We start from the raw sequence: 24,051 nt of genomic DNA, 5'->3' as shown, positions 1-24,051 counted from the left end.
GCACTATTCATCGCGTTCACTTAAAAGAAACGAAAAAGTTACACTTTTTGCTAAAAAGCACTTGAGTTCTGTTTCTGAAAAACTTATAGATGGGGGAGAGCAATTTTTAATTTATACATGGAGAGTGAGAGATGAGAGTAGGTCTAGTTGGTTGGCGCGGTATGGTTGGTTCTGTACTGATGCAACGTATGGTTGAAGAAAAAGACTTCGACCTGATCGAGCCTGTTTATTACAGCACATCTCAAATTGGTATCCCTGCCCCTGTTTTAGGTGGTAAAGAGGCGGGTCTGCTTCAAGATGCCTTTGATATTGATAGTCTAAAACAACTTGATGCCGTTATTACCTGTCAAGGTGGCGATTACACTTCAAAAGTTTACCCAGCACTGCGTCAAGCAGGTTGGAAAGGTTACTGGATTGATGCAGCTTCTACGCTAAGAATGGATGCTGACTCCATCATCACATTAGATCCGGTTAACTTGGCTCAAATCCAGCAAGGCATCCACGGTGGCACCAATACATTCGTTGGTGGTAACTGTACGGTGAGCTTGATGCTAATGGCATTAGGTGGCCTATATGAAAAAGGCATGATTGAGTGGATGAGTGCCATGACTTACCAAGCCGCTTCTGGTGCTGGTGCTAAGAACATGCGTGAGCTGATTTCTCAAATGGGTGTTATTAACGACAGCGTCAGTTCTGAGCTAGCGAACCCAGCAAGTTCTATTCTTGATATCGATAAGAAAGTCGCTGACACGATCCGTTCATCTTCATTCCCAACAGACCAATTCGGCGCTCCTCTTGCTGGTTCATTGATTCCTTGGATCGATGTGAAGCGTGAAAACGGTCAAAGCAAAGAAGAGTGGAAAGCGGGCGTTGAAGCGAACAAGATTCTTGGCCTAGATGGTCAGCCAATTCCTATCGATGGTACTTGTGTTCGAATCGGTGCGATGCGTTGTCATGCTCAAGCACTCACTATTAAGCTTAAGCAAGACGTTCCAATGGACGAAATCGAAGAGATCATCGCGACGCACAATGATTGGGTTAAAGTGGTTCCTAATGACCGTGACATTACTGCTCAAGAGCTGACACCAGCGAAAGTAACAGGCACGATGTCTGTACCAGTAGGTCGTCTACGTAAGATGTCTATGGGTAACGACTTCCTAAACGCGTTTACTGTTGGTGACCAATTACTTTGGGGTGCTGCAGAACCACTACGTCGTACTCTGCGTATTATCCTTGCTGAGAAAGCGTAATCGAAAGCTCTTTCTATTCAGAAGTTAAAGCAGGCGCCACTCTTTGTGAATGCTTAGCTTCGTGAGAGACAAAGGCCGGTGTTAATACATCGGCTTTTTTGTTCGCGGAAGGTTGATTAATTTCACTCGCGACTTCACTTAAATCTTCTCATTGGAATGGGACAAGGAAGAGATCCCCAACTCGTTCGTTCCTCACTCTTGAGGATGACGTTTTTCTCCTAACTTAAATTGTGTCATTCCCGATAACGACGAAGGAGCGTAGTCGGGAATCTCGTTTTGGCTCAGTGAACCAACATCAAAAAAGGTGACGATAAACGCCACCCTTTAAGTATTTTTGTGTTTCATACTCAAATCACGAAACTGCTCTTAAATCTTTTTCGCATCTCGCTACTCTAATCTCGCATCTGCTTTTATTTCTCTTCAGTGACGACACGCTTGTCCGGATCGGCCAATTCACTTGCACAGTGCTTGCAATACATCGCATCTGAATCATGGCCAGCGCGGTTGCAGTTTGGGCATTTAACCAACTCTTTATGAGAGTTCATTTCATTGCTCAGTTCTGCCGTAATAATCCCTGTTGGCACCGCTAAGATGGAGTAACCCAACAACATGGTAAGCGAAGCGATCGCTTTACCCAGCGCGGTTTGAGGGATCATGTCACCGTAGCCGACCGTAGTAATGGTCACTATTGCCCAATAAATACTGTGGGGAATGCTGGTGAAGCCATTTTCTGGGCCTTCAATAACAAAGATCAGAGCGCCAAAGATAACGACCAATATGCCTACTGTGCTGAAAAAGATGAGGATCTTTCGTCTTGCCATTAATAGTGAACGCAGCAAGATATTGGAATCTTGTAAGTAGCGAACTAATTTTAGGATGCGGAAGATACGCATGACACGAAGCAGTCTCACCACGCCCATAAACGAAGCGCCAGGGAAGATGATCGCAAGGTAGGTTGGAAGAATCGCTAATAGATCAACGACACCGTAAAAGCTGGTGGCGTAGGATTTGGGTTTTGGAGAGCAATAGAGCCTCAACAAATACTCAACAGTGAAGAGGGCTGTAAAAGTGTATTCGATATAACGCAGCTGTTGTGACCATTCGGTCATGACATTTGGGATGGACTCTAGAATAAGTACCAACAGCGAAGCCAAGATTGCAACGATCAGTGATATATCAAATGCACGGCCGGCCGGCGTGTGAGTACCAAAGATAATGACGTATAAATGATGCTTGAGTGGCTTGCGTGACATAAGGAGAAGTTCATCTTCTATTAAAGGTATTAACAGTCATTATACAAGCTTGATAATAACGAGGCGAGTGAAAGCCTATTTGCTTTACTCGCCTCACAATAATCAGTTTTAGTTTCACTTTTTTAATGGGCTAAATGCCCCTGAGTCTTATGCCAAGCCAGGGAACAAGTTGCGAAGCCCGTTAGCTATAAATTCGATACCTAGTGCACCAAGAATCAAGCCCATGATACGCGTGATAACGTTGATCCCAGTTTGACCTAGAAAGCGAACGATAACGGGCGCTGAACGGAACAGAAGCCAAGAGCATGTTGCGAAAGCGATGATACTAATGCCAATGCCTACCGTGTCGATTGCGGCTGGATAACGAGAGCCGTAAACAATCGTTGAACTAATGGCACCCGGGCCTGCCATTAATGGCATCGCCAAAGGAACAACACCGATTTGTTCTTTACTAACGTACTCAGACTTCTCTTGCTTGTTCTGCTTATCTTCACCAAGTTTACCGCTCATCATTGAAAACGCGATGCTCAGTAATAGCAATCCACCTGCAACACGAAATGAATCTAGCGAAATGCTAAACATGTCGAGAAGCAATTGTCCTGCAACTAGAGAAACAATCAATATAACGGCAACAGCAATGTTGGCTTGTAATGCGGTCCTGTTCCTCTCTTCTGGCGGCATATGGGCCGTAAGAGAAACAAAGACAGGCATGATGCCGATAGGGTTTACGGCAGCAACAAGCCCAAGGAAGAATTGCATAAAGATTGCGATTTCTAAACCTTGCATGTGGGTGATCTCCAAATAGCGTACTTAAGGAAGAGGGGTTGATCTGTCAATAGTCAGAGCGCGTAATGTAAGTGACAAATCTAAATTGCACGAATGAAAAAAACTAACCTGAAATAGGGTCTTTTTTATAGAAAAACTAATTGAATCCAAATGCTGACTTCCGTCATGTTACGAGCTGATTATTAGTGTTTCATGTTGTAATTATTTTCTGACCAATTGTTAACCTACGCACGCTTTTAATAAAAATTATGTCTAAATCTAGCCCGTTGCAACGGTATGGATATACTCTCAGTAGCACGAATATAGCTGTATACATGTAATTTAACGGACTAAAAATGAAACTTTTTTACAGTTTATGACGCTATGTATAAAAAAGCTGTCTGTTTGCTTGTTTTTTGTTCGAACGAAAAGTGTGATTTTAATCTATGTAAATCATACTCTTAAGTTGATTTTTGCGATTGCCTTACTACTTTCTGGTTAATTCTTTTTGGCTAACTGATCTGGGTCAATTTTTTTCACACTGTGAAATAATATACTCAGTCCTGAAAGCAATTTACTAAGAACGCTGATGTTTAAGGTTAAAGGCAAGCAGCGAATTTAATAAAAAGTTTTTAATATTTATTATTTTAGGAGATCCACCATGCCTGTAACTAACTTAGCTGAACTAGATGCTCTGGTAGCACGCGTTAAAGCAGCACAAGAAGAATTCTCAACATTCTCTCAAGAGAAAGTTGACGCAATCTTCCGTGCAGCATCTCTTGCGGCTAACCATGCTCGTATCCCACTAGCACAACAAGCAGTTGCTGAATCTGGAATGGGTATTGTTGAAGATAAGGTTATCAAAAACCACTTTGCATCTGAATTTATCTACAACAAATACAAAGACGAAAAAACATGTGGCATCTTAGAAGAAGATGACAACCTAGGCACGATGACTATCGCTGAGCCTGTAGGTATCATCTGTGGTATCGTTCCAACAACGAACCCAACTTCTACAGCAATCTTCAAATCTCTAATCTCTCTTAAGACACGTAACGGCATCATCTTCTCGCCACACCCACGTGCAAAGAACTCAACTAACGACGCTGCTAAACTTGTTTTAGACGCTGCTGTTAAAGCGGGCGCACCAAAAGACATCATCGGTTGGATCGACCAACCATCTGTAGAGCTTTCTAACGCGCTTATGAAGCACGACGGTATCGCGCTTATCCTAGCGACTGGTGGTCCAGGCATGGTTAAAGCAGCATACTCTTCAGGTAAGCCTGCTATCGGTGTTGGTGCTGGTAACGTTCCTGTAGTTATCGATGACACAGCAGACGTTAAACGTGCTGTAGCATCTATCCTGATGTCTAAAACATTCGATAACGGCGTAGTATGTGCTTCTGAGCAAGCTGTCATCGTAATGGACGAAGTATACGACGAAGTGAAAGAGCGTTTCGCATCTCACAAAGGTCACGTACTAAGCAAAGCTGACGCAGATAAAGTTCGTAAAGTTCTACTTATCGACGGCAACCTAAACGCAAAAATCGTTGGTCAACCTGCAACTGCAATCGCTGAAATGGCGGGTGTTAAAGTTCCAGCTGATACTAAGATTCTTGTTGGTGAAGGCCTTGGCGAAGTATCTTACGATGACGAATTCGCTCATGAGAAACTGTCTCCAACTCTAGGTATGTTCCGTGCGTCTTCTTTCGAGAACGCAGTTGCTCAAGCAGTAACAATGGTTGAAATTGGTGGTATCGGTCATACATCTGGTCTTTACACTAACCAAGATGTTAACGCAGACCGCATCCGTTACTTCGGTGACAAGATGAAAACGGCTCGTATCCTAATCAACATCCCTACTACTCACGGTGGTATCGGTGACCTGTACAACTTCAACGTTGCACCGTCTCTAACTCTTGGTTGTGGCTCTTGGGGTGGTAACTCTATCTCTGAGAACGTAGGTCCTAAGCACCTTATCAACAAGAAAACTGTAGCGAAGCGAGCTGAAAATATGTTGTGGCACAAACTACCTAAGTCTATCTACTTCCGTCGTGGTAGCCTTCCGATCGCTCTTGGCGACCTAGAAGGTAAGAAACGCGCATTCCTAGTAACTGACCGTTTCCTATTCAACAACGGTTACGCTGATGACGTAGTTAGCCTGCTTAAAGCACAAGGTATTGAAGTTCAAACATTCTTCGATGTAGAAGCGGATCCAACACTATCTGTTGTTGAGAAAGGCGCTGAAGCAATGAAGAGCTTCCAACCTGACGTAATCCTTGCTCTAGGTGGCGGTTCTCCAATGGATGCTGCTAAGATCATGTGGGTTATGTACGAGCACCCAGAGACTCACTTCGAAGAACTAGCAATGCGCTTTATGGATATCCGTAAACGTATCTACAAGTTCCCTAAAATGGGTCAAAAAGCTGAGCTTGTATGTATCACTACAACTTCAGGTACAGGTTCAGAGGTTACTCCATTCGCTGTTGTTACAGACGACAAGACTGGTGCTAAGTACCCACTAGCTGACTACGAAATCACGCCAAACATGGCTATCGTTGATGCGAACCTAGTAATGAACATGCCTAAGTCTCTAACAGCGTTCGGTGGTTACGATGCAGTAACTCACGCTCTTGAAGCTTACGTATCTGTTCTAGCGAACGAATACTCAGATGGCCAAGCTCTACAAGCTCTTAAGATGCTTAAAGAGTACCTACCATCAAGCTACAAAAACGGTGCAGCAGACCCAATCGCTCGTGAAAAAGTACACAACGCAGCAACTATCGCTGGTGTAGCATTTGCGAACGCATTCCTAGGTGTGTGTCACTCAATGGCTCACAAAATTGGTGCTGAGTTCCACCTACCACACGGCCTTGCTAACGCGCTGCTTATCTCAAACGTTGTACGTTACAACGCGAACGATAACCCAACTAAGCAAACTGCATTCTCTCAGTACGACCGTCCACAAGCACGTCGTCGTTACGCTGAAGTTGCTGACCACCTAGGCCTAAGCCAAGTTGGTGACCGTACTGCTCAGAAGATTGAACGTCTACTGACTTGGTTAGAAGAGCTTAAAGTTGACCTAGACATCCCACTGTCTATCCAAGCTGCGGGTGTTAACGAGTCTGACTTCGTTGCGAAACTAGACGAGCTAGCGGTTGAAGCGTTCGATGACCAGTGTACAGGTGCTAACCCACGTTACCCTCTAATCACTGAGCTAAAAGAAGTTCTAACAACGTCGTACTTCGGTACTCCTTACGTTGAAGGTGAAACTTTCGAAGGCACAACAGTAATTTTGAAGAAAGCTGACCAAAAGCCAGCTGAAGCAAAATCAGCGCCAAAAGCTAAAAAAGAAAAAGCTAACGCATAATAAGTGAGCATTAGTTTTGAGATAAGTTTTCGCTAGCACGAACCTTATCTAATCGGGAAAAGAACAAAGCCCCAGTCGAGAGACTGGGGCTTTTTTTATGTTTGGTTCGTTTATATAGACTTACTGAAAGGCGATAGCTCTGTTGTTCAATATGAGTTGAGTCAGTCATGTTCATTTGGAGTAAGGGGGTTAAACTTCTGCGGCAACCACACGCCCGCTAAAGTAATCATTAGAGACGATGTATTCGGTTGTTCTGGTCAGTTCATCTTGTAGCTGCGCCCAGTGACATCGATTGAGCTTGCCGTCGGAGTTATGAACCGCAGGGACAACACCACCGACTCGTATACCAAATGGAGTCAGTTCCTTAGCCCAACTGTGGGTAAAGCCGGTAATCATCGAGTTTGCGCTCTCTAGGCCGGATACATCATGAAAGTCATCATGAGATATCACATTCACAATCACGCCTTCTTTCTCCTCTTCTCGCAAGCGTTCAGCACTGATTTGGCCAAAGGCGAATAGAGTAGAAGCCATAGAAGATAAGTCATTAATAAAACGACTCACCGGCTGATCACCAATAAGGCTAGGCATAGGTGAGCTTATCCAGTTATTAACTAACACATCTGGAGTGGTGTTAAACGTGTTTTGAATAAAATCGAATACGTTAAGGATCGCCTGGTTATCATTGTTTTTAAGCGTGTAGCTGTAAACAGAATCAGAAAAGCGAGCGCATTGTACATAGGTAGCCTGAAGTGCTTCAGGATCGTTGTCGCACAGGATGACGGTTGCTCCAAGGTTTACAAAGTGGTTCGCAATCGTCCCTCCCAGTCGCGAGCCGGCAGATGTTACCAATATGATTGAGCTTTTTATTTCCATCCCAGTACCTAAACAAATCGTCCGTGTTCGATAAGAATGGGTCAAATTTCATACAATGGGTGTGAATTGGTTCAAACTAAGGTACGCCAATTAATAAGTTTCTATGAACTTAGTGGCACGTCACATTTTGTAGTAACTTCAAGCGTTAACCGACATTTGGTGTTTTTAGGTTGCCTAAGACTAGTGGTTCATATCACTCGCATGAATGGTTTAAAGTGTGCGAGTTAATCGAAGAGTCGCTGTGAATGGAAAGCGAAAAAGAGGAAAGGTAGGTGACCGCTATACTTGAGCTTGAATTTGATACTGACGTTGCGCAGTTGTTAGCTCATTATAGAGCGTGGCATGAGGTAAATCAGGTAAGTGCTTATTCGCCAATTTACGTCGGTCATGACCAGAAAGGTTTTGATAAACCTCTTCGGGTAAGTCGGCCGTATCTTCAGGCATGAAAGCAAGGGCTTCAGGTTTCAAGTAGTGGCTGAGCTTTGCACTGGCAAGGCTTGCCTGATGAAACTGATTCGATTGCTGAGCCGAAATTTCATAAGACGATTGGTCTGAGCGCAAAGGTTGTGGCTCTGCTACGCCGAAGTGTTTACGCAGGCGATCTTCATTTGTCTCACTAACTTCAATGGTGTCGATGGGTGTGCAATCACGAACATCATTAGAAAACATAGATAGCAGTAACGCGAAATCTGCACGGCGACCTTGCTCAACCGCTTGGCTGATCCCGATGCCGAACTTCAGTTCGTTGATGATTCCTGCTTTGTCTAAAGTATGTATTTGCATGTTGCCTCTCATTCGATACACCTTTAACGGCATGGAGTCGGCAAACTTTAGTGTTTAATTACAGGCAAATAGCCAATTGATGAAGAGCGGGTAGGAGTGGTTGATGTTGGTTGCAAAGTAGGCGTAATTAACCCGTTCAAGCTTCTATTTTCAATCTGGGTAAATGACAGATACAAAAAAGCTCACGCCGAGGCATGAGCTTTCAATAGATAACTCGCTATAAATAGCGCAGCATAAGTAATAGATTACTTAGCTAGGTTCTCTTCTACGAAAGACCAGTTTACTAGGTTCCAGAATGCAGCCATGTAGTCAGGGCGAACATTGCGGAAATCGATGTAGTAAGCGTGTTCCCATAGGTCAACAGTTAGAAGTGGAGTAACACCTTCTTCTGTTAGAGGAGTAGCAGCGTTAGAAGTGTTAACGATGTCTAGAGAACCGTCAGCTTTCTTAACTAACCAAGTCCAAGAAGAACCGAAGTTGTTGATTGCTGAATCAGTGAATTTCGCTTTGAATTCTTCGAAAGAACCGAATGCAGCGTTGATCGCTTCTGCAACAGCGCCAGTTGGTTCGCCGCCTGCTTTAGGAGCAAGACAGTGCCAGTAGAACGTGTGGTTCCAGATTTGAGCAGCGTTATTGAAAACACCACCAGTAGAAGTCTTAACGATCTCTTCTAGTGTTTTGCCTTCAAACTCAGTACCTGGGATAAGACCGTTTAGCTTAACAACGTAAGTGTTGTGGTGCTTACCGTGGTGGAAATCTAGCGTTTCTGCTGAGATGTGTGGTTCTAGCGCGTCTTTCGCGTAAGGAAGAGCCGGTAGTTCAAATGCCATTGCTCAATTCTCCATTGATATGAAAGAGTTAACTCTTTCGATTGCTTCCAGTGATATTATTATTCATGGTTCGCTATGAGGCCAACCACGGTCAATTTGCTGACTTGCGATATAGTTTAGCAAGTTTTTACTTTATTAAAAGCTTATTTCATCACTTTTATGTGAATTGTTAGCTTAGCTCGTAAACCGCTTTTTTTATATGGTTTTTATTCTTTTGGTTTGGGGTAGAATAAAGGCAATAAAAGCCGTAATCCATTAACGAGGAAGCAATGGAAACTATCGATAAAATCAAACAGCAAATTGAAGAAAACACCATTCTACTTTACATGAAAGGTTCTCCTAAGCTGCCAAGCTGTGGTTTTTCTTCTCAAGCATCTCAAGCACTAATGGCGTGTGGCGAAAAATTTGCTTACGTAGATATCCTACAAAACCCTGACATTCGTGCAGAGCTTCCAGCTTACGCACAATGGCCAACGTTCCCACAACTATGGGTTGACGGTGAGCTAATCGGTGGTTGTGACATCATTCTTGAGATGTTCCAAAAAGGTGAGCTTCAGCCAATCGTTAAAGAAGCAGCTGCTAAAGTAGCTGGCGACGACGCTGAGTAAGCTTTAAGCCTTTGCGCTTAAACATTGAATGGAAGGGGCCCTTAATAAGGCTCCTTTTTTGTTTGAATAGTTCGAAAGACTCGATAAGGAATGAACGATGGACGTAAAACTTCATTATGTGCATGACCCAATGTGCAGTTGGTGCTGGGGTTATAAGCCAACATTAGAGCTCTTAAAACAGCAGCTACCCGCGAGTATTGAATTTAATTACGTAGTGGGTGGTTTAGCTCCTGATTCTGATGAGCCAATGTCAGAAGATATGAAGGGCAAGCTACAAGCTATCTGGAAGCAGATCGAAGCGAAGTTGGGCACTGAGTTCAACCACGAATTCTGGACAGAGTGTCAACCTGTTCGCAGTACTTACCCTGCATGTCGCGCCGTAATCGCTGCTGGTTTTCAAGATCACTATGAAGCGATGCTTGAAGCAATTCAACACGCTTACTATCTTCGTGCGATGTTGCCACACAGCCAAGAAACGCACCTTCAGCTCGCCCAAGAGCTAGGTATGAATGTACAACAGTTTGAAAATGACCTTTCTAGCAAGTTATTGGAAAGCGAATTAGATGACCAATTAGGTTTTAAAGAAGCGATCGGTGTGCATTCTTACCCGACGTTAATGCTTGAAGTAAATGGTATTTTTACGGCAGTAGAACTGGATTACCATTCAACGGAAGCGACGCTTAAGTCTATTCGTGAAGTGCTTGTGAATAACGCTCCCGCTGCATAGTTCAGCAAGAGCTGTCTGTATTAACGCAAATGATGCCTAAGGCTTACTCATAAGAGTAAGCCTTTTTTTGTTTGATGTAATTGGTTCTTGAGAGTGAGAGGAGAGGGAATTCTAGGAACAAAAAAGACCGCACAAGGCGGTCTTTATTAAAGTGAGCGTAGGACTCTTTAACTACAGAACCATAGCTGCAATCCAACCGAATACGATCAGTGGGATGTTGTAGTGCAAGAACGTAGGTACTACGGTTTCCCATACGTGCTCATGTTGACCATCAGCATTAAGACCCGATGTTGGACCTAATGTTGAGTCAGAAGCAGGAGAACCCGCATCACCAAGCGCTGCAGCCGTACCCACTAGTGCGATTGTTGCCATTGGTGAGAAACCAAATGCTGCCGCTAGAGGAACGTAGATAGTTGCAAGGATTGGAATCGTAGAGAACGAAGAGCCGATACCCATGGTTACCAATAAACCAACAATGAGCATAAGCAATGCTGCTAGAGGTTTGTTGTCACCAATGCTTGTTGAAAGCGCTTGAACCAAAGATTCAACGCCACCGGTTTGCTTCATTACTGCTGCAAAACCTGCCGCTGCAATCATGATGAAACCGATCATTGCCATCATGTGAACCCCCTTAGTGAAGACATCGTGTGTCTCTTTCCAAGCGATTACACCACCGAAAGTGAATACCATGAAACCAGCCAAAGCACCGATGATCATAGAACCTGTCGACAGTTGAACCGTTAGTGCAGCAACAATACCAGCAGCAGCCACTAGGATGTGCTTCTTGTTGATCTCTTTCACTTCGGTTGAAACAACAGTATGAGACGTTTCTTTGTATTGACGTGGCTTACGGTAAGTAAAGAATACTGCCGTAAGAAGACCAAAGATCATGCCTGCAGCCGGTAACAACATCGCCATTGGTACTTGGCTTGCTACTACGTTTTCAAGACCGTTGTCGTGAAGGTTTTTAAGCAGAATGTTGTTTAGGAAGATGCCACCAAAACCGATAGGTAGAACCATATACGGGGTAATTAGACCAAAAGTAAGTACACACGCAACCAGACGACGGTCTAGGTTCATTTTTGCGAATACGCCTAATAGAGGTGGGATTAAAATTGGGATGAAGGCGATATGTACAGGAATCACGTTTTGCGAAGACATGGTCACTAAGATCAAAGACGCAAGGATGCCGTATTTTAGACCATTAGATGCCGCACTGTTCTCTTTGCCGTGAATACGCTTAATCACGCTTTGAGCAAGGAGATCTGTGATACCAGAACGAGAGATAGCAACAGCAAAGGTACCAAGCATCGCGTAGCTAAGTGCGATAGTTGCACCGCCACCTAATCCACTTTCGAAAGCTGCTACAGCATCGTTCACACTCATACCAGAGGCTACGCCACCGATAATTGCGCTGAACGTGAGAGCCACGACAACGTTTACGCGCATCAAAGCTAAAACAAGCATGATGCAAACTGAAATTACAACAGGATTCATATTATTCTCGGGATGTTGTGTTTTTATGAAGGCAATACGAGTGAACGTTTACCGACTCTATTTTTTATTCTTCGTCAACAAGAGGCCAACCACCAAGGGCTTTCCATTTGTTTACGATGCCGCAAAATAACTCTGTGGTTTTTTGCGTATCATACAAAGCAGAGTGTGCTTCTTTGTTGTCAAATTCCATCCCCGCAGTGCGGCAAGCTTTAGCCAAAACGGTTTGACCGTAGGCAAGACCACTAAGAGCTGCAGTGTCAAAAGTTGCAAATGGATGGAAAGGGACGCGTTTAAGCTTACAACGCTCACTTGCTGCATTAACGAAGTTTAAATCGAACGTAGCATTGTGAGCGACCATGATTGCGCGACTGCAATCTGAAGCTTTTTGTTCTTTTCTCACTAGCTTGTAGATTTCTTTAAGGGCTTCTTGTTCCGACACAGCACCACGTAATGGGCTAAATGGGTCTTTAATTCCGTTAAAGTCTAATGCTGCCTGTTCTATATTTGCGCCTTCAAAAGGCTCAATGTGAAAATGAAGCGTTGATGCTGGGTGCAGATCTCCGTTTTCATCCATTTTTAATGTAATGGCACAGATCTCTAATAATGCATCGGTTTCAGCGTTAAACCCTGCGGTTTCCACGTCGATGACCACTGGAAAATAGCCACGAAAGCGTTTTTTTAGGGTCAGAGCTTCGTTTTCTACAGTCATGTTAGCCCAAATAAGTGTGATTAAGGCTGCATTATTGCAGATAATAGCGGTGATAAAAACTAGGAAAGGTCAATAAATCATAAATTAGCCGCACCATATCGGCTTGATAATTGCATATTTAAACGCGAGAGAAAAATGCGGCAATTGGCTGCATTGTTAAACGAATTGCTTAAGAGATACTCCACTTTATGAAGAAACAACTCATAACAGGTTCAATGCTATTTTCGCTACTTATGTCGTCATCGGTCATGGCACAAGAAAAGCGTTATGGAGCATCTCCTCAACAATCGACGTGGGAGATGGTGGCTAACACGCCACTAGAATGTCGCTTGGTTCACCCGATTCCAAATTTTGGTGATGCTGAGTTCTCATCTCGCGCGAGTAAAAAAATCATTTTGGACTTTGAGCTTAAAATGCGTCGCCCAATGGGTGCGACGCGTAATGTCAGCTTAATTTCGATGCCGCCACCTTGGCGTCCGGGTGAAAGTGCTGATCGCATGACAACCATTAAGTTCTTCCAACAATTTGATGGCTACGTTGGCGGTCAAACGGCATGGGGAATATTGAGTGAGCTAGAGAAAGGACGTTACCCGACATTCAGTTACCAAGAGTGGCAGAGCCGAGATCAGCGTATCGAAGTGTCGTTATCGTCGGTGTTGTTCCAAGAAAAGTACAATGTGTTTAGTGACTGTATCGCCAACTTATTGCCTTACAGTTTCGAAGATATCTCTTTCACGATTTTGCATTACGATCGTAACAGCGATCAATTGAACAAATCATCACGTAAAAGGTTAAGTCAGATAGCTGACTATGTTCGCTATAACCAAGACATTGATCTGGTGCTGGTGGCCACGTATACCGATTCTGCTGACAGCAAAGGCATTAGCCAGAATCTTTCAGAGCGAAGAGCGGAATCGTTAAGAGAGTACTTTAAGTCACTCGGTTTACCGGAAGACCGTATTCAAGTGCAAGGTTATGGTAAGCGTCGTCCAATTGCCGACAACAACTCACCAATTGGTAAAGATCAAAACCGCCGCGTTGTTATCTCATTGGGTAGAACGCAGGTCTAGCTTGAATAAAATCTAAAGATCCAATCAAGAAGCCCGTCGAAATGACGGGCTTTTTTTATTTTGACTTTGAAGTCGTTGTCTCAACGTAACTTGTTTAGTTCAAGCGGAAACGAGCGATCATTTCACAGTTGGTCGCGGTATCGATTTTTTCAACCATAGAGGCAATTTTAGGGTTGGGATGGCGTTTCATGAAATCGATAAGGGCTTTCTTGCAGCAACCAATAGAATCGATAAAGCTGGAGCATTGTGTATTCGGGCACTGCGGAATCAGGGTCAGTACTTTTTCTGAAGCAAGCTGAAGGTACTTGAGTTCGTAGTCTGTATCTCCAGCCCATCGCCAGAATTGAGCAAGGTTATGGCAAGAGATAACCGAAATCAGCAAACGCTCATCAGCCTGAATATCAGTGCGTTCAGTAATTTCTTCGCTTAAGTTTAATGCTTGCTGATAGTGAAGAATACTTCGTACAGGATCGTCGAGCTGCAATGCAGTATCGGCAAGTAACGTGTGTTTTTCCCATTCGCTAATCATTGTATTACCTCACTAATCAATAGGTGGTTAATTTAAATGATAATCATTATCATGTAAAGTTTCATTGGTGAGATTGTTAATAATAATTGGTGAAGGGTATTGTTCATGCGTGGAAACATAAAAAAGAAGCGAGCATAGTGCTCGCTTCTTTTGGTATTGGTTAAGGCTTTTATTTTCAAAGCCAAGCTTCATAGCGGTTTGCTAGGAATTAACCTTCTAGACCAGCACTTGCTTGTTTGTTCTGAATAAGCTCAATCATGTAGCCGTCAGGATCTTTAACGAATGCGATGTGTGTAGAGCCGCCTTTTACTGGGCCAGCTTCACGTGTCACATTACCGCCTGCCGCTTTAATCGCATCACACGTTGTGTAGATGTCATCAACACCGATAGCAACGTGACCAAAAGCTGAGCCAAGGTCATATTCAGTCGTACCCCAGTTGTAAGTCAGCTCAATCACAGCACCTTGAGATTCGTCACCAAAGCCAACGAAAGCCAGCGTGTATTCGTACTCTTTGTTTTCGTTCTTACGTAATAGCTGCATGCCCATTACATTGGTGTAGAACTCGATAGACTTGCCTAGATCACCAACGCGTAGCATGGTGTGTAAAATACGACCGTTTGACATGATTTGCTCCTAGCTTTAACTATGTATACGTTTTTGTAATTCTGTTTCATGCCGCTAGATAAACGCGGCGCTTTTTGGCCAATAGGCCTGTTAGCTTCTTTCGCTTAGGGCTAACAGCTTATGAGCCTAGACGTCCGTTTTCTCTTTGAAGTCGCTTTATATTCACTAAAAAATAATCTTACTTAGTGAGTGAGTGAGTGAGTTTCCAAGTATACAAGGGCTCACAAGGCCTTTCTATCTAGACTTTCCTTTACGAAAATAGAAAGATTTGTAAACCTAGTGCTTTAATGGATGAATTCTGTTCAAAATTACCTCCATTATTCTTTACAAAAATAGTAGCAAATTAAAAACGACTGCTCTATAAAATTTCTTTCCAGAAGGCTTTGTAAGGCGATGGCCTCACTGCGTGAAACCATCACCCTGCTAAAAGGGTATTTAGGGGAATGATGGTAAAGTAAAATAATAAAGCCACTCCTGACGCTCGCACAGCTCACTACTCGCTAGGCATATATGATTTTCCTTGACCATCGGTATAACACTCGTATAAGAGCCTCCGTAACTCGCTTTTGGACAAAACCTTGCCAGTGCTTTTGCTAAATTAGAAAATCATCAATAACTACAGGTATGGGAAGTTTATTTTTGAAGTGCTAGTGCGATGAGTAAAATCGCACTAGACAAAGTGTGGTTTACACTTGTTTGAACAAACAATGTTCAGTTACGTTAAATACTTATCTACAGCACATTAATTACCACGGTATGTTGAGTAAGCATAAGGACTTAACAACAATGGTATGTGGTAATGCGCCTCTTTATCCTCTACTTTGAAATCAACAGGAATACTGCTATAAAACGATTCTACTTTTTGCTCCTTAAAGAATGAATCAACATTAAATACAGCTCGGTATTCTGTACCGCCACCTATATCGAAATGCTTAATACGTCCATCTTTACCTGTCGTCTTTGTTTCCAAAAGCTTCCATTCAGTATTAACTTTCTCAAACAATTGAACCTCAATACCAGTGCCTGGCAATCCTCTATTTGTGTCTAAAACATGAACACTTACATCCGAAAAAGCAGGAGCTGCACAAATAGAGCATAATGTGAGAAGTGTTATTTTTAGTTTTTTCATTAAAAAATTCCTATGAACAATAAAAGTAAGTAGATAACGACCGGAAAATTAGAAGTTTTCTTTCATGATCAATACTTACTTGCTCTTGAGCAGCAAAACTGGCGTCAGTCAGTCCTAAAATGAAGATTCCCCCGGGCATGCCCGGGGGACTTACCGTGACAACGCTAAAGCGTTGACCAAAATTACAAACAGCTTACGCTGTAATTTTGGAATTGGCATTCATCCACGGGTAAACCCGTGGTTTTCTGTATTCACAGAATAAATGATGATCAACCTATCAAACAAAATTTACACTGATTAATTTTTGGACATAAATCATTTTCGCAAAATCGAAAATTAGCAAAGCATGAATAACTTACAGGTATGGCAAATTTACTTGTGAAGAGCTAGTGCGATGAGTAACATCACACTAGCAAAAGTATTGGTTTATGTTAGGTGCGTACTAAGTGACGTTACGTTAAATTAAGTTCCTCACATTAAGCGACATGCAGCCATCTAACATTCAAAAATCGGTTTAAGTCTTTGATTTCAAATTGACCATGAAAGATTAAATAGGCATAAATAAACGTGTAAATACGGCCGTTCGCCGTAGAGAAAGCGTTAGGATTCCGAGAGGTTTTTGGTATGACTACTGAAATAATATTACTAAGAGGTTTATTTCGAGGAAGTTATCATTGGGGTAATTTCACGGAGCGTTTATCCACTATTTTTCCTGATTGCCCAATTAGTTGTATTGATATTCCCGGCAATGGCTATTTGTCTTCGGAAATATCTCCAAATACCATTTCAGGAATGGTAGAAAGTGTTAGAAATCAACGCAATCGTCAAGGGAAAGTTCTTATCTTAGCTGTTTCAATGGGAGGGATGGTAGGTCTTAAATGGGCAGAATTATACCCACAGGAGGTCGAGTCAGTCATTTGCGTTAATACAACGGCAAAGGACTTTAGCCCTTTTTACGAAAGACTATTGCCACGAAACTATTTAAGAATTGTGAAAGCTTTGTTTTCGTCGTCGTTGAGTCGAGAAGGTGCGATTTATCAGATGGTTTCGAACCAACCATTTAATCGAAAGACAGTCAACGAGTGGGCGAACCACGGTCAAAAATATCCGATAAGTGTTGCAAATTTTTGGCGACAATTGAGAGCTGCTACTGGGTTCGTAGTCTCGAGGCCACAATGTGAACTACATTTTGTTGCTTCGTTAAATGATGGGCTTGTGAATTCTAATGCCACTCAAGCGATGGCTAAGAAGTGGGGTGCTCGGGTAATAGTTAATGAAATAGATGGGCATGATGTAGCGTTAGACAACCCTGAGTGGTTGCTGAAAGTTGTAGGGTCCATTTGGCTCAAAGCCAAACAAATTGTTCAAGAGTGATTCGCAACGCGTGCCTACAAAAGTCGGTGTTTATTATTCCTATTATGTAAAATCCGCGAGTTTGTTGTCAGAAACAGCACTCAGAACGCCTCAAAAGCTCATAGCGAAGGTTTCGGACAATTGATCAGACAATATGCTTCCATACTGCCTGGTAAGTTTGTGACGCTTTTAAGCGCGCTCCCCGCGTAAATTAACATCTTTTGAATTCAATCAAAAACTATATCGAATCAACGTAAGCGTCTACGAACCGACTCATTGACTTTCTAATATCTACGCAGATACCGCCAACTAAGGCGGTATCTGTCATTCTGAGCGGTATTTTGTAGGGGCGGACTATTCCGTCTTTGGCATGTTCCAAGGTAGAAGATGACCATGGTCATCCTCACTCTTCAGTTTCGGGATTTCTCGTAGCACGTATTCGAGGTACTCATACGGCTCACAGCCGTTAGCCTTCGCGGTTTCGATAAGACTGTACAACACTGCACTGGCGCGGGCTCCATTATGAGTCTTTGAGAACAACCAGTTGTTCCGTCCTACCGTGAACGGACGTACTGAACGTTCCGCTCGGTTATTATCCATGCTTAACCCGCCATCATCGATAACTCTTACTAGCTTCGACCATTGATTGAGACTGTAGCTAATCGCCTCACCCAATTTACTTTTAGGGGGCACCTGAGTGACCGATTTATCTAACCACGCCTTGAACTCATTGAGCAGAGACTGAGTCTTTGATTGGCGGATAAAATATCGCTCTTCCCTCGTCTTATCTTTGAGGGCTTGTTCAACACGATAGAGCTTTTGGAACCAACTGACTGCCCACTGGATTTTACCCCCTTTTCCTTGCTTTCCTTTTGGTTGGCTCTGCTCTGACTCTATGAACTTACGTCTTGCATGAGCCCAGCAACCCACCAACTTCGCGTCTGTCTTTTCATACGCTTTATACCCATCAACATGAAGGTATCCAGTGTAGTTTGACAGGTACGATTCAGGGCAGTGGTGCCCCCGACTCCCTTCCTGGTTGTCGAACAAGACGATACCGGGAGATTGCGCATTACCGCCCCGGTCTGGACCACACCCATACAACCAGATGTAACTTTTCTTTCTTTCGTCATCGAGCACGGTCAACGTGGTCTCGTCCGCGAACAGAACATCTTGTGCAAGGAGGGTTTCTTTCAGTAAGACGATTAACGGCTCTACCTTATCAGCGCAACGCAGTATCCATTGACTCATCGTTTTTCTGCTGAGCGCTAGCCCATATTGTCTGAACAGCGATTCTTGACGATAGAGAGGCAGGGCATAGTGGTATTTGTTCGTGATAATTTGCGCAAGCAAAGAGGGCGTCGCGATGCTTTTCGGGATAATCGATGCTGGCGGTGGAGCCATTGCAACAACGCTCTTCTCTCCTAACGCATCACATTGACGACAGACGTATTTGGGTCTTTCAGTGACTTCAACGTACAACTTCGCCGGGATATACACCAGTTTTTCACTGGTGCTTTGCCCCATCCTGCAGAGTATCGACTGACAACACGAGCAGGTTTTTTCTGATTCTGGTATGTCCACCACGACTCGCTCTCGTGGCAGGTCTTCGGGAAGCTTTGGGCGACCACGACGTTTTGTCTCGGATGAGGTGTTTTCCGCTTCCGAGGCGTCATCATTCGTATTATCGGGCGCTCCCTCTTCACCTGTCGTATCGGCATGAGTCTCCGCCTCATTGAACTCTAAGTCCTGAGGAGGCAGGGTTTCACTACTGCTACCAAAGCGTTTACGCCGCGCTAGGTTGAGTTTTTCAACCAGAGATTGGATGGTTATTTCGCTCTCGTTTAGAGATTGGCGAAGTGTGAGTACCGTAGATTCAAGCTCAGTCACTTTTGAACGTAAGAGCGCTAGCTCATCTGGATTATTTTTATATGGCATATAAGGAAGATCGCAGAGATCCGCGAAAGTTCCTTATCCGCTATTATTTTTTAATTTAATTAAGACTTTGGTAATTCAATGTTTGATGGGGTTTCATTTTTTCAATATCGAGCCCATCAAGCAACCAATACCACTGCTCTTCCGTTAATGAGAGGGTTTTCCCTGGCATTTTTCTTGGCCAAGCGAACTTGTCTTTTTCGAGTCGCTTTTGCCAGAGGCAAAAGCCATTACGCTGCCAGTAGAGAACTTTGAGCTTATCCCGCGTGCGATTACAGAAGACGAATAGCGCTTCGGAGAAGGGATTAAGGTTCATATTCTGTTCAACAATAAAGCTCAAGCCGTTAATGCCCTTTCTAAAATCGACGGGCGCCTTGTGGAGATAGATAACAGAGATATCAGGGAACATTTTCATACAACAGCAAGCTCCTTCAATAGAAGACCGAGCCACTGAGGTGCTACATCACGAGGTACATGAAGAGAGAACGCCCCCGCTTCAAGGCGTAATTCCGTAGGTAACGTAGAGGGAGGCAGTTGCTCGGTTTTGGTGTTTAGCATGGCTGTTTTTTCAACAACAACGAATTCAGAAAGTGAATCTTCTCGTTTTTTAGGCAGGTTGACTAAGTGGTGTAGTTTGCGACGGTTGTTATCAAATGTTTTTGGATGAAGATTGTGCTCTAAACAAAACTGAGCGGCAGACTGCTCACTATTGTAATACTTCTGAACAAGGCGTAGCCATTCTTGCTGAGATCTATGCTGAGACATTTTCGAGTACCTTTAACGATAAAAGTTAAAGGTTACGACGTTTATTAAAAGGATTGAATGAGTCGATTTAAAGACGCTTACAGTTTATTAAACTGCAAGACTAGTCTGTAGGGCATTTTTATTGGTTGTTTTTATTAAATGCCATTCTTTCTGATCTAGTATCCTACTTGGCTTTGTTGCGTAATTAAATTTAGAGATAGAGCCACCCCGTTTCGGGTGTTTATAAGTCAATACGACAAGTTTCAGGCATACCTAACCCAGTAAGCTTGTTCAACGCTTTTATCATCGCGTCAGTTTCACCCACCTATGCATTGTAATTTCTTAAGCTCAATCGTCCTCCTAGTAACGGTTTAACTCGATACATCGCCGTTTCTGAGAGTGAACGTCTGTGGTATCCATACCGCTCTTTCCAATACTTATTTGAGCCGTATAATTTCTGGCAACCAACGGCGAGATTTCGAGGGTGACCACGCTCCCAGAATGCTGCCCCTTCTCTTGGGGGAACAAGCGCAATGGCTCCCTTAATCTTAATAGCAGCGTGACACGCTCTCGTGTCGTAAGCGCCATCACCAGACACCTCAAAGATACTTCGGCGTGTTTGTTTCGGTAAGTTCGGGAGGACTTCTCCATCTGTAACCGTTGGTAAACTTAGCTCGGCGGCAATAAGCTCATGAGTGCTTGTATCGACGGCAATATGTAGCTTTCGCCAGACTCTACGCTTGCCATCTGTCCCGTGCTTTTTGACTTTCCATTCACCTTCGCCATAAAGTATCCGGCCCATGAACCCACGGGACCATATGCCTAATTGCCTAATGTTTGAAGTTCCAAAGCAGGAGCGCATCGATATCTGGCTCCGCTTTTGCTAACTCCTGCATGCACTTGACCATGTAATCGTAGAGGATGAGTCCGTTGGCCGAGCGTGTATTTTATCGCTTTACCCAGCGGGCTAGACGCTATCACTTGTTGAGTCGTCATCCATTCGTACAACTCATCCAGTATTGGCTTGGCATGCTGTTGACGTTCTGCTTTTCGTGTTTCGACAGACGCACCTTTTAAGTGGGATTCTATTCCATAGAGCTTCTGGATTTTGGCCAGCGCTTTATCTGCTTTGCCTGACTTACCTTTACCTTGAACCTTCTTAGCATTCATGAACTTACGCCGTGCATGCGCCATGCAACCAACATTGGTGACTTGGTGAAGGCCGTCATAGGCACCATAGCCATCGGTTTGAAGATAACCATTATAGTCCCCTAAAAAGGCAACAGGGCACGCCCTCGCGCGACTGTTTTGATAGTCGTACAAGGCGATATTCTTTACATTCGGCAGTGCAGCGTCAGGCAAGTCTGCGCCCGAGCAGTAGAGTCACATGTAGCATTGCTTATCTTCCTTGAGGACATTGAGCGGCGTTTCATCCGCCTTAACCACCACTTGCTCTAGTAGGTGTATTTTCAAGGCCGCATAAAACGGTGCGAACTTCTCACTGACTTGGATAATCCACCTTGCCATAGTAGTTCGTGACAGCTCGATACCCGACTGGGTAAACAGCGACTCTGGCGATACAGTGGCATCGCGTATTGGTATTTGCCAAGGGTGATATTGACCAGCAAGCTTTCTGTCTCGAAGCTTTTAGGGATAATACTTTGCGGCGCTGGTTTTTGAACGATGTGGCTTTTGTCTTCAGTTTGCTCGCACTGACGACAAGCATACTTAGGAGGAACATATTCCAGCACTTTGAGTACCGCTGGTGAGAACTCTAGCTTTTCACTGCGGTCTTCACCGATTTTATGCAGACTATGTTTGCAGCACTCGCACTGCTTTTCGTTGTCATCTAAATCGATAACCTTACGAGGCAAGGTTTTTGGAAGTGGCTTACGTTTACCACGCTTCTTCGTTGTGGTGGTCATCGTGACCTCAACCTCTTCTTCCTTAGCAGCTTCACATTCCACTTCGTTGAAGAGGTCACCTTGAGATGCATCGTAAGGCTTTAACGCCTCCGAGCGCTTAGCGAACTGGCGGTCGAAGGCAAGATTGAGTTGTTCAAGTAGCGACTCAATCTTGTTTCAATCGGCTTTCTGACACCATCAGCGCTTTCACCATCGCTTGTAGCTCGGCAACATCTTGACTTTCTGGGTTGATATTTGGCGTCTTTTTCATGGTGTTTATTATACTAAAATCATGCCGTTAACGCTTGGTAGATAAGGCTTTATTATCGTTTAAGTCATTGTGAAATCGTTTATTCGAACGGGTTTGTGGCCGATAATCGTGAAGCCAGAAAGCAGTCTATCAAGCTCGAATTGAGTTAGGGTAAACACCTCATTTTTCTCTTTTGATGCCACTTGTACTTGGCTTTTTCGAGGCGTTTGTACTAAAGAGCAAAGCCTGTTTTATCCCAATACCGTACCTTGATTTTGTCGCGCTGTTTATTGCTGAACAGGAACAGTGCGCCGCTTCCCAAGAGGAAGTCGGTGTCACTTTCGATAATCGCAGCAAGACCATTGATCGACTTTCTAAAGTCGACACTCTCACGATACAGATAAATCTCTGGAGCGCTAAGCAGGCGTTTCATGATAGCGCACCGATGAATTCTGCTAGATAAGTGGCTGGCGTGCCTTGTGGAATTCTCAGCTCAATATCATTGACAAGCAGAGTCATGTTAGCCGTTCCCACTGTAGCTTGATACTTGGTTGTCTTTTCGATGACTTCAGCTTTAACGAAGCCTTGCGAAACCTCAAGGTTGTTGAGTTGCTGGCGCTTGGCATAAACGTCGAAGGGTTGCTCTCCTTGAGTTTGCAAGAAGCGAGTGTTGACAATGAACTCGATTCAGATTGCACGATAAGCGTTTGCTATTCTTGATTAGTGCGTCGTTTTCCCATTTCAAATCTCCTTATGGTTGGAGATTTAATCTTATTGTTCGTGATGAGTGATTAGAATGCGGGGTTTATGGCGCGCTTAGTGAATTACGCAACAAAGCCGAGGAATGTTTTTAGCATGTTCAGCAAGCTATTTTTTAAATAGCCTATTGCCTCTTTCGATTTCTATCGTAAAGTCGTTTTTTTGAAGAGGGAAAGTTTTGAAATTTATATTATTAATTGCGTTTTCTTTAGGTTTGATGTTGTCCTACTTTGTGGATATGCATAAAAAATCACCATTAACTTTAGATAGTCGTACTAGTTTGAGCTTAGGTCGTTGCTATTCATCGAAGATCAATAATGTAGTAACACATCAAAAAAACACTTCAGTTAAACAAACCGTACTCGGAAGTTGCATGATTAATATCCTACAGGGCTTATCCAAGTCAAATAACTGAATCTTCAGGAGAAGTGGCCCCCAATTTTCGGACATGACTTTAAGTGATTGATCTGTTTTGATAGTACCCAGAAACATTGGAACAGATTATGACTAGAAAACGTAGAAACCACTCTCCTGAATTTAAAGTTAAGGTAGAATTAGCGGTTGCTAAAGGTGACAAAACGGTCGCTGAATTGGCTCAAAAATACAATCCATCCAACTTTGAAACGCTGTCTCAATTTTTTCTGGCTTAAGACTGCATATAATGCGAGCGATGGTATCGTGACGTGGAATACCATATTCGAAAGGACGATAACGTCGGAGCCAATCCAGGCGATGAGTGCCAAAATCTTCAACCTGCTCCCAGCCTTCGGCTCCTGATAGGACAGCACTGACGGCTAAAAGGATAATATCGAGAAGCTCATGTCGCTTGCATCGGTCAATACGTGGATCTTCAATGGCTTGAAAATCCTGGAGAAAAGAATCGGTCATGCTTAAAACGTTACAATAGAGAATTAGTAGCTGATCTGATCGCTAGCTTGCTTAAAAGTTCCCATTTATAATGATCTTGCCGTGGTGAGGCCGTCGCATAGGGAAGATCTATCCAAAATATAGAAGTTCAACCATTTCATGAAATATTCCCCTATAGCCACTGGTTTTACGAATTTTCGCAGAAGTATTTTCGACAAATT

Annotated in this window: 20 protein-coding genes and 5 pseudogenes; 7 read left to right on the top strand and 18 right to left on the bottom strand. The window is 43.5% G+C overall.

Annotation, left to right across the window (positions count from 1 at the left end; translation table 11 throughout):
- The first annotated feature begins 131 nt into the window (after positions 1 to 131).
- Complete coding sequence (gene asd / locus QWZ07_RS17370; protein ID WP_017107353.1) at positions 132 to 1,250, top strand: aspartate-semialdehyde dehydrogenase; 1,119 nt, start codon at positions 132 to 134, stop codon at positions 1,248 to 1,250.
- A gap of 410 nt (positions 1,251 to 1,660) precedes the next feature.
- Here the strand turns inward: asd and QWZ07_RS17365 are convergent, their stop codons facing one another.
- Together QWZ07_RS17365 and QWZ07_RS17360 are read right to left on the bottom strand one after the other, a co-directional pair.
- Complete coding sequence (locus QWZ07_RS17365; RefSeq protein ID WP_017111121.1) at positions 1,661 to 2,503, bottom strand: ion transporter; 843 nt, start codon at positions 2,501 to 2,503, stop codon at positions 1,661 to 1,663.
- Between the two features lie 147 nt (positions 2,504 to 2,650).
- Positions 2,651 to 3,289 carry a YchE family NAAT transporter gene (locus QWZ07_RS17360; RefSeq protein ID WP_017105553.1) on the bottom strand — a complete coding sequence of 213 codons (639 nt, stop codon included), beginning with the start codon at positions 3,287 to 3,289 and terminating at the stop codon, positions 2,651 to 2,653.
- A 640-nt stretch (positions 3,290 to 3,929) separates the two neighbouring features.
- On the opposite strand from QWZ07_RS17360, the gene adhE reads away from it, so the two are divergent.
- Positions 3,930 to 6,638: a bifunctional acetaldehyde-CoA/alcohol dehydrogenase gene (adhE, locus tag QWZ07_RS17355; RefSeq protein WP_017105552.1), complete on the top strand. Its 2,709-nt coding sequence runs from the start codon at positions 3,930 to 3,932 to the stop codon at positions 6,636 to 6,638.
- Between the two features lie 189 nt (positions 6,639 to 6,827).
- Here the strand turns inward: adhE and QWZ07_RS17350 are convergent, their stop codons facing one another.
- From QWZ07_RS17350 to sodB, 3 genes are all read right to left on the bottom strand, one after another.
- Positions 6,828 to 7,511 carry an SDR family oxidoreductase gene (locus QWZ07_RS17350; RefSeq protein WP_065103206.1) on the bottom strand — a complete coding sequence of 228 codons (684 nt, stop codon included), beginning with the start codon at positions 7,509 to 7,511 and terminating at the stop codon, positions 6,828 to 6,830.
- Positions 7,512 to 7,790: 279 nt separating this feature from the next.
- Positions 7,791 to 8,294, bottom strand: coding sequence for a VC2046/SO_2500 family protein (locus QWZ07_RS17345; RefSeq protein ID WP_261891222.1), 504 nt, complete (start codon positions 8,292 to 8,294; stop codon positions 7,791 to 7,793).
- A gap of 245 nt (positions 8,295 to 8,539) precedes the next feature.
- Entirely contained in the window at positions 8,540 to 9,124 is a 585-nt protein-coding gene (gene sodB, locus QWZ07_RS17340) for a superoxide dismutase [Fe] (RefSeq protein WP_004734050.1), read from the bottom strand.
- 269 nt (positions 9,125 to 9,393) lie between these two features.
- Here sodB and QWZ07_RS17335 point away from each other — a divergent pair, with 269 nt between their 5' ends.
- Together QWZ07_RS17335 and QWZ07_RS17330 are read left to right on the top strand one after the other, a co-directional pair.
- Entirely contained in the window at positions 9,394 to 9,732 is a 339-nt protein-coding gene (locus tag QWZ07_RS17335; protein ID WP_017076187.1) for a Grx4 family monothiol glutaredoxin, read from the top strand.
- A 97-nt stretch (positions 9,733 to 9,829) separates the two neighbouring features.
- Complete coding sequence (locus QWZ07_RS17330) at positions 9,830 to 10,459, top strand: DsbA family protein (protein ID WP_017105549.1); 630 nt, start codon at positions 9,830 to 9,832, stop codon at positions 10,457 to 10,459.
- 171 nt (positions 10,460 to 10,630) lie between these two features.
- Here QWZ07_RS17330 and QWZ07_RS17325 read toward each other — a convergent pair whose 3' ends face one another.
- Together QWZ07_RS17325 and rnt are read right to left on the bottom strand one after the other, a co-directional pair.
- Positions 10,631 to 11,956, bottom strand: coding sequence for a Na+/H+ antiporter family protein (locus QWZ07_RS17325; RefSeq protein ID WP_017111116.1), 1,326 nt, complete (start codon positions 11,954 to 11,956; stop codon positions 10,631 to 10,633).
- 64 nt (positions 11,957 to 12,020) lie between these two features.
- On the bottom strand, positions 12,021 to 12,665 hold the full coding sequence (gene rnt, locus QWZ07_RS17320; RefSeq protein ID WP_017061178.1) for a ribonuclease T: 645 nt from the start codon (positions 12,663 to 12,665) through the stop codon (positions 12,021 to 12,023).
- A gap of 188 nt (positions 12,666 to 12,853) precedes the next feature.
- On the opposite strand from rnt, the gene motY reads away from it, so the two are divergent.
- Positions 12,854 to 13,735 (top strand): flagellar protein MotY, encoded by an 882-nt coding sequence (motY, locus tag QWZ07_RS17315; RefSeq protein WP_065103209.1) that lies wholly within the window; start codon positions 12,854 to 12,856, stop codon positions 13,733 to 13,735.
- A 94-nt stretch (positions 13,736 to 13,829) separates the two neighbouring features.
- Here motY and QWZ07_RS17310 read toward each other — a convergent pair whose 3' ends face one another.
- From QWZ07_RS17310 to uraH, 3 genes are all read right to left on the bottom strand, one after another.
- Positions 13,830 to 14,264, bottom strand: a complete 435-nt coding sequence (locus QWZ07_RS17310) for a DUF2753 domain-containing protein (RefSeq protein ID WP_017076183.1) — start codon at positions 14,262 to 14,264, stop codon at positions 13,830 to 13,832.
- A gap of 208 nt (positions 14,265 to 14,472) precedes the next feature.
- Entirely contained in the window at positions 14,473 to 14,889 is a 417-nt protein-coding gene (gene gloA / locus QWZ07_RS17305) for a lactoylglutathione lyase (protein ID WP_192852157.1), read from the bottom strand.
- 742 nt (positions 14,890 to 15,631) lie between these two features.
- Positions 15,632 to 16,018, bottom strand: a complete 387-nt coding sequence (gene uraH, locus QWZ07_RS17300; RefSeq protein ID WP_192852156.1) for a hydroxyisourate hydrolase — start codon at positions 16,016 to 16,018, stop codon at positions 15,632 to 15,634.
- Between the two features lie 624 nt (positions 16,019 to 16,642).
- Between uraH and QWZ07_RS17295 the strand changes: the two genes are divergently transcribed.
- Positions 16,643 to 17,392 (top strand): alpha/beta fold hydrolase, encoded by a 750-nt coding sequence (locus QWZ07_RS17295; RefSeq protein ID WP_192854761.1) that lies wholly within the window; start codon positions 16,643 to 16,645, stop codon positions 17,390 to 17,392.
- Between the two features lie 333 nt (positions 17,393 to 17,725).
- On the opposite strand, the gene tnpC (QWZ07_RS17290) is transcribed toward QWZ07_RS17295, so the two are convergent.
- The 7 genes and pseudogenes from tnpC (QWZ07_RS17290) to QWZ07_RS17260 all read right to left on the bottom strand — a co-directional run bounded on the left by tnpC (QWZ07_RS17290) (position 17,726) and on the right by QWZ07_RS17260 (position 22,905).
- Positions 17,726 to 19,309: an IS66 family transposase gene (gene tnpC / locus QWZ07_RS17290; RefSeq protein WP_192854739.1), complete on the bottom strand. Its 1,584-nt coding sequence runs from the start codon at positions 19,307 to 19,309 to the stop codon at positions 17,726 to 17,728.
- A 55-nt stretch (positions 19,310 to 19,364) separates the two neighbouring features.
- Entirely contained in the window at positions 19,365 to 19,721 is a 357-nt protein-coding gene (gene tnpB, locus QWZ07_RS17285) for an IS66 family insertion sequence element accessory protein TnpB (RefSeq protein ID WP_192854740.1), read from the bottom strand.
- Positions 19,718 to 20,071 (bottom strand): IS66 family insertion sequence element accessory protein TnpA, encoded by a 354-nt coding sequence (gene tnpA / locus QWZ07_RS17280; protein WP_261891224.1) that lies wholly within the window; start codon positions 20,069 to 20,071, stop codon positions 19,718 to 19,720. Before tnpA ends, tnpB (QWZ07_RS17285) begins: the two co-directional genes overlap by 4 nt.
- A gap of 220 nt (positions 20,072 to 20,291) precedes the next feature.
- Positions 20,292 to 20,849 (bottom strand): annotated as a pseudogene (locus QWZ07_RS17275) (IS5 family transposase); the annotation flags it as partial.
- 31 nt (positions 20,850 to 20,880) lie between these two features.
- Positions 20,881 to 22,225, bottom strand: a pseudogene (gene tnpC, locus QWZ07_RS17270) (IS66 family transposase).
- 211 nt (positions 22,226 to 22,436) lie between these two features.
- A complete protein-coding gene (tnpB, locus tag QWZ07_RS17265) occupies positions 22,437 to 22,637 on the bottom strand; it encodes an IS66 family insertion sequence element accessory protein TnpB (RefSeq protein WP_261891226.1) in 201 nt (66 codons plus the stop codon).
- Positions 22,634 to 22,905: pseudogene (locus QWZ07_RS17260) on the bottom strand (IS66 family insertion sequence element accessory protein TnpA). Before QWZ07_RS17260 ends, tnpB (QWZ07_RS17265) begins: the two are co-directional and overlap by 4 nt.
- A 561-nt stretch (positions 22,906 to 23,466) precedes the next feature.
- On the opposite strand from QWZ07_RS17260, the pseudogene QWZ07_RS17255 reads away from it, so the two are divergent.
- Positions 23,467 to 23,571: pseudogene (locus tag QWZ07_RS17255) on the top strand (transposase); the annotation flags it as partial.
- On the opposite strand, the pseudogene QWZ07_RS17250 reads toward QWZ07_RS17255, so the two are convergent.
- A pseudogene (locus QWZ07_RS17250) lies at positions 23,558 to 23,851 on the bottom strand (ISAs1 family transposase); the annotation flags it as partial. The pseudogenes QWZ07_RS17255 and QWZ07_RS17250 sit on opposite strands and share 14 nt — an antisense overlap.
- Between the last annotated feature and the right edge of the window lie 200 nt (positions 23,852 to 24,051).

The sequence above is a fragment of the Vibrio lentus genome (assembly GCF_030409755.1).
GTDB lineage: Bacteria > Pseudomonadota > Gammaproteobacteria > Enterobacterales > Vibrionaceae > Vibrio > Vibrio lentus.
The sequence above is the reverse complement of the archived record's forward strand: the minus strand, read 5'-3'. Positions and strand labels throughout refer to the sequence as shown.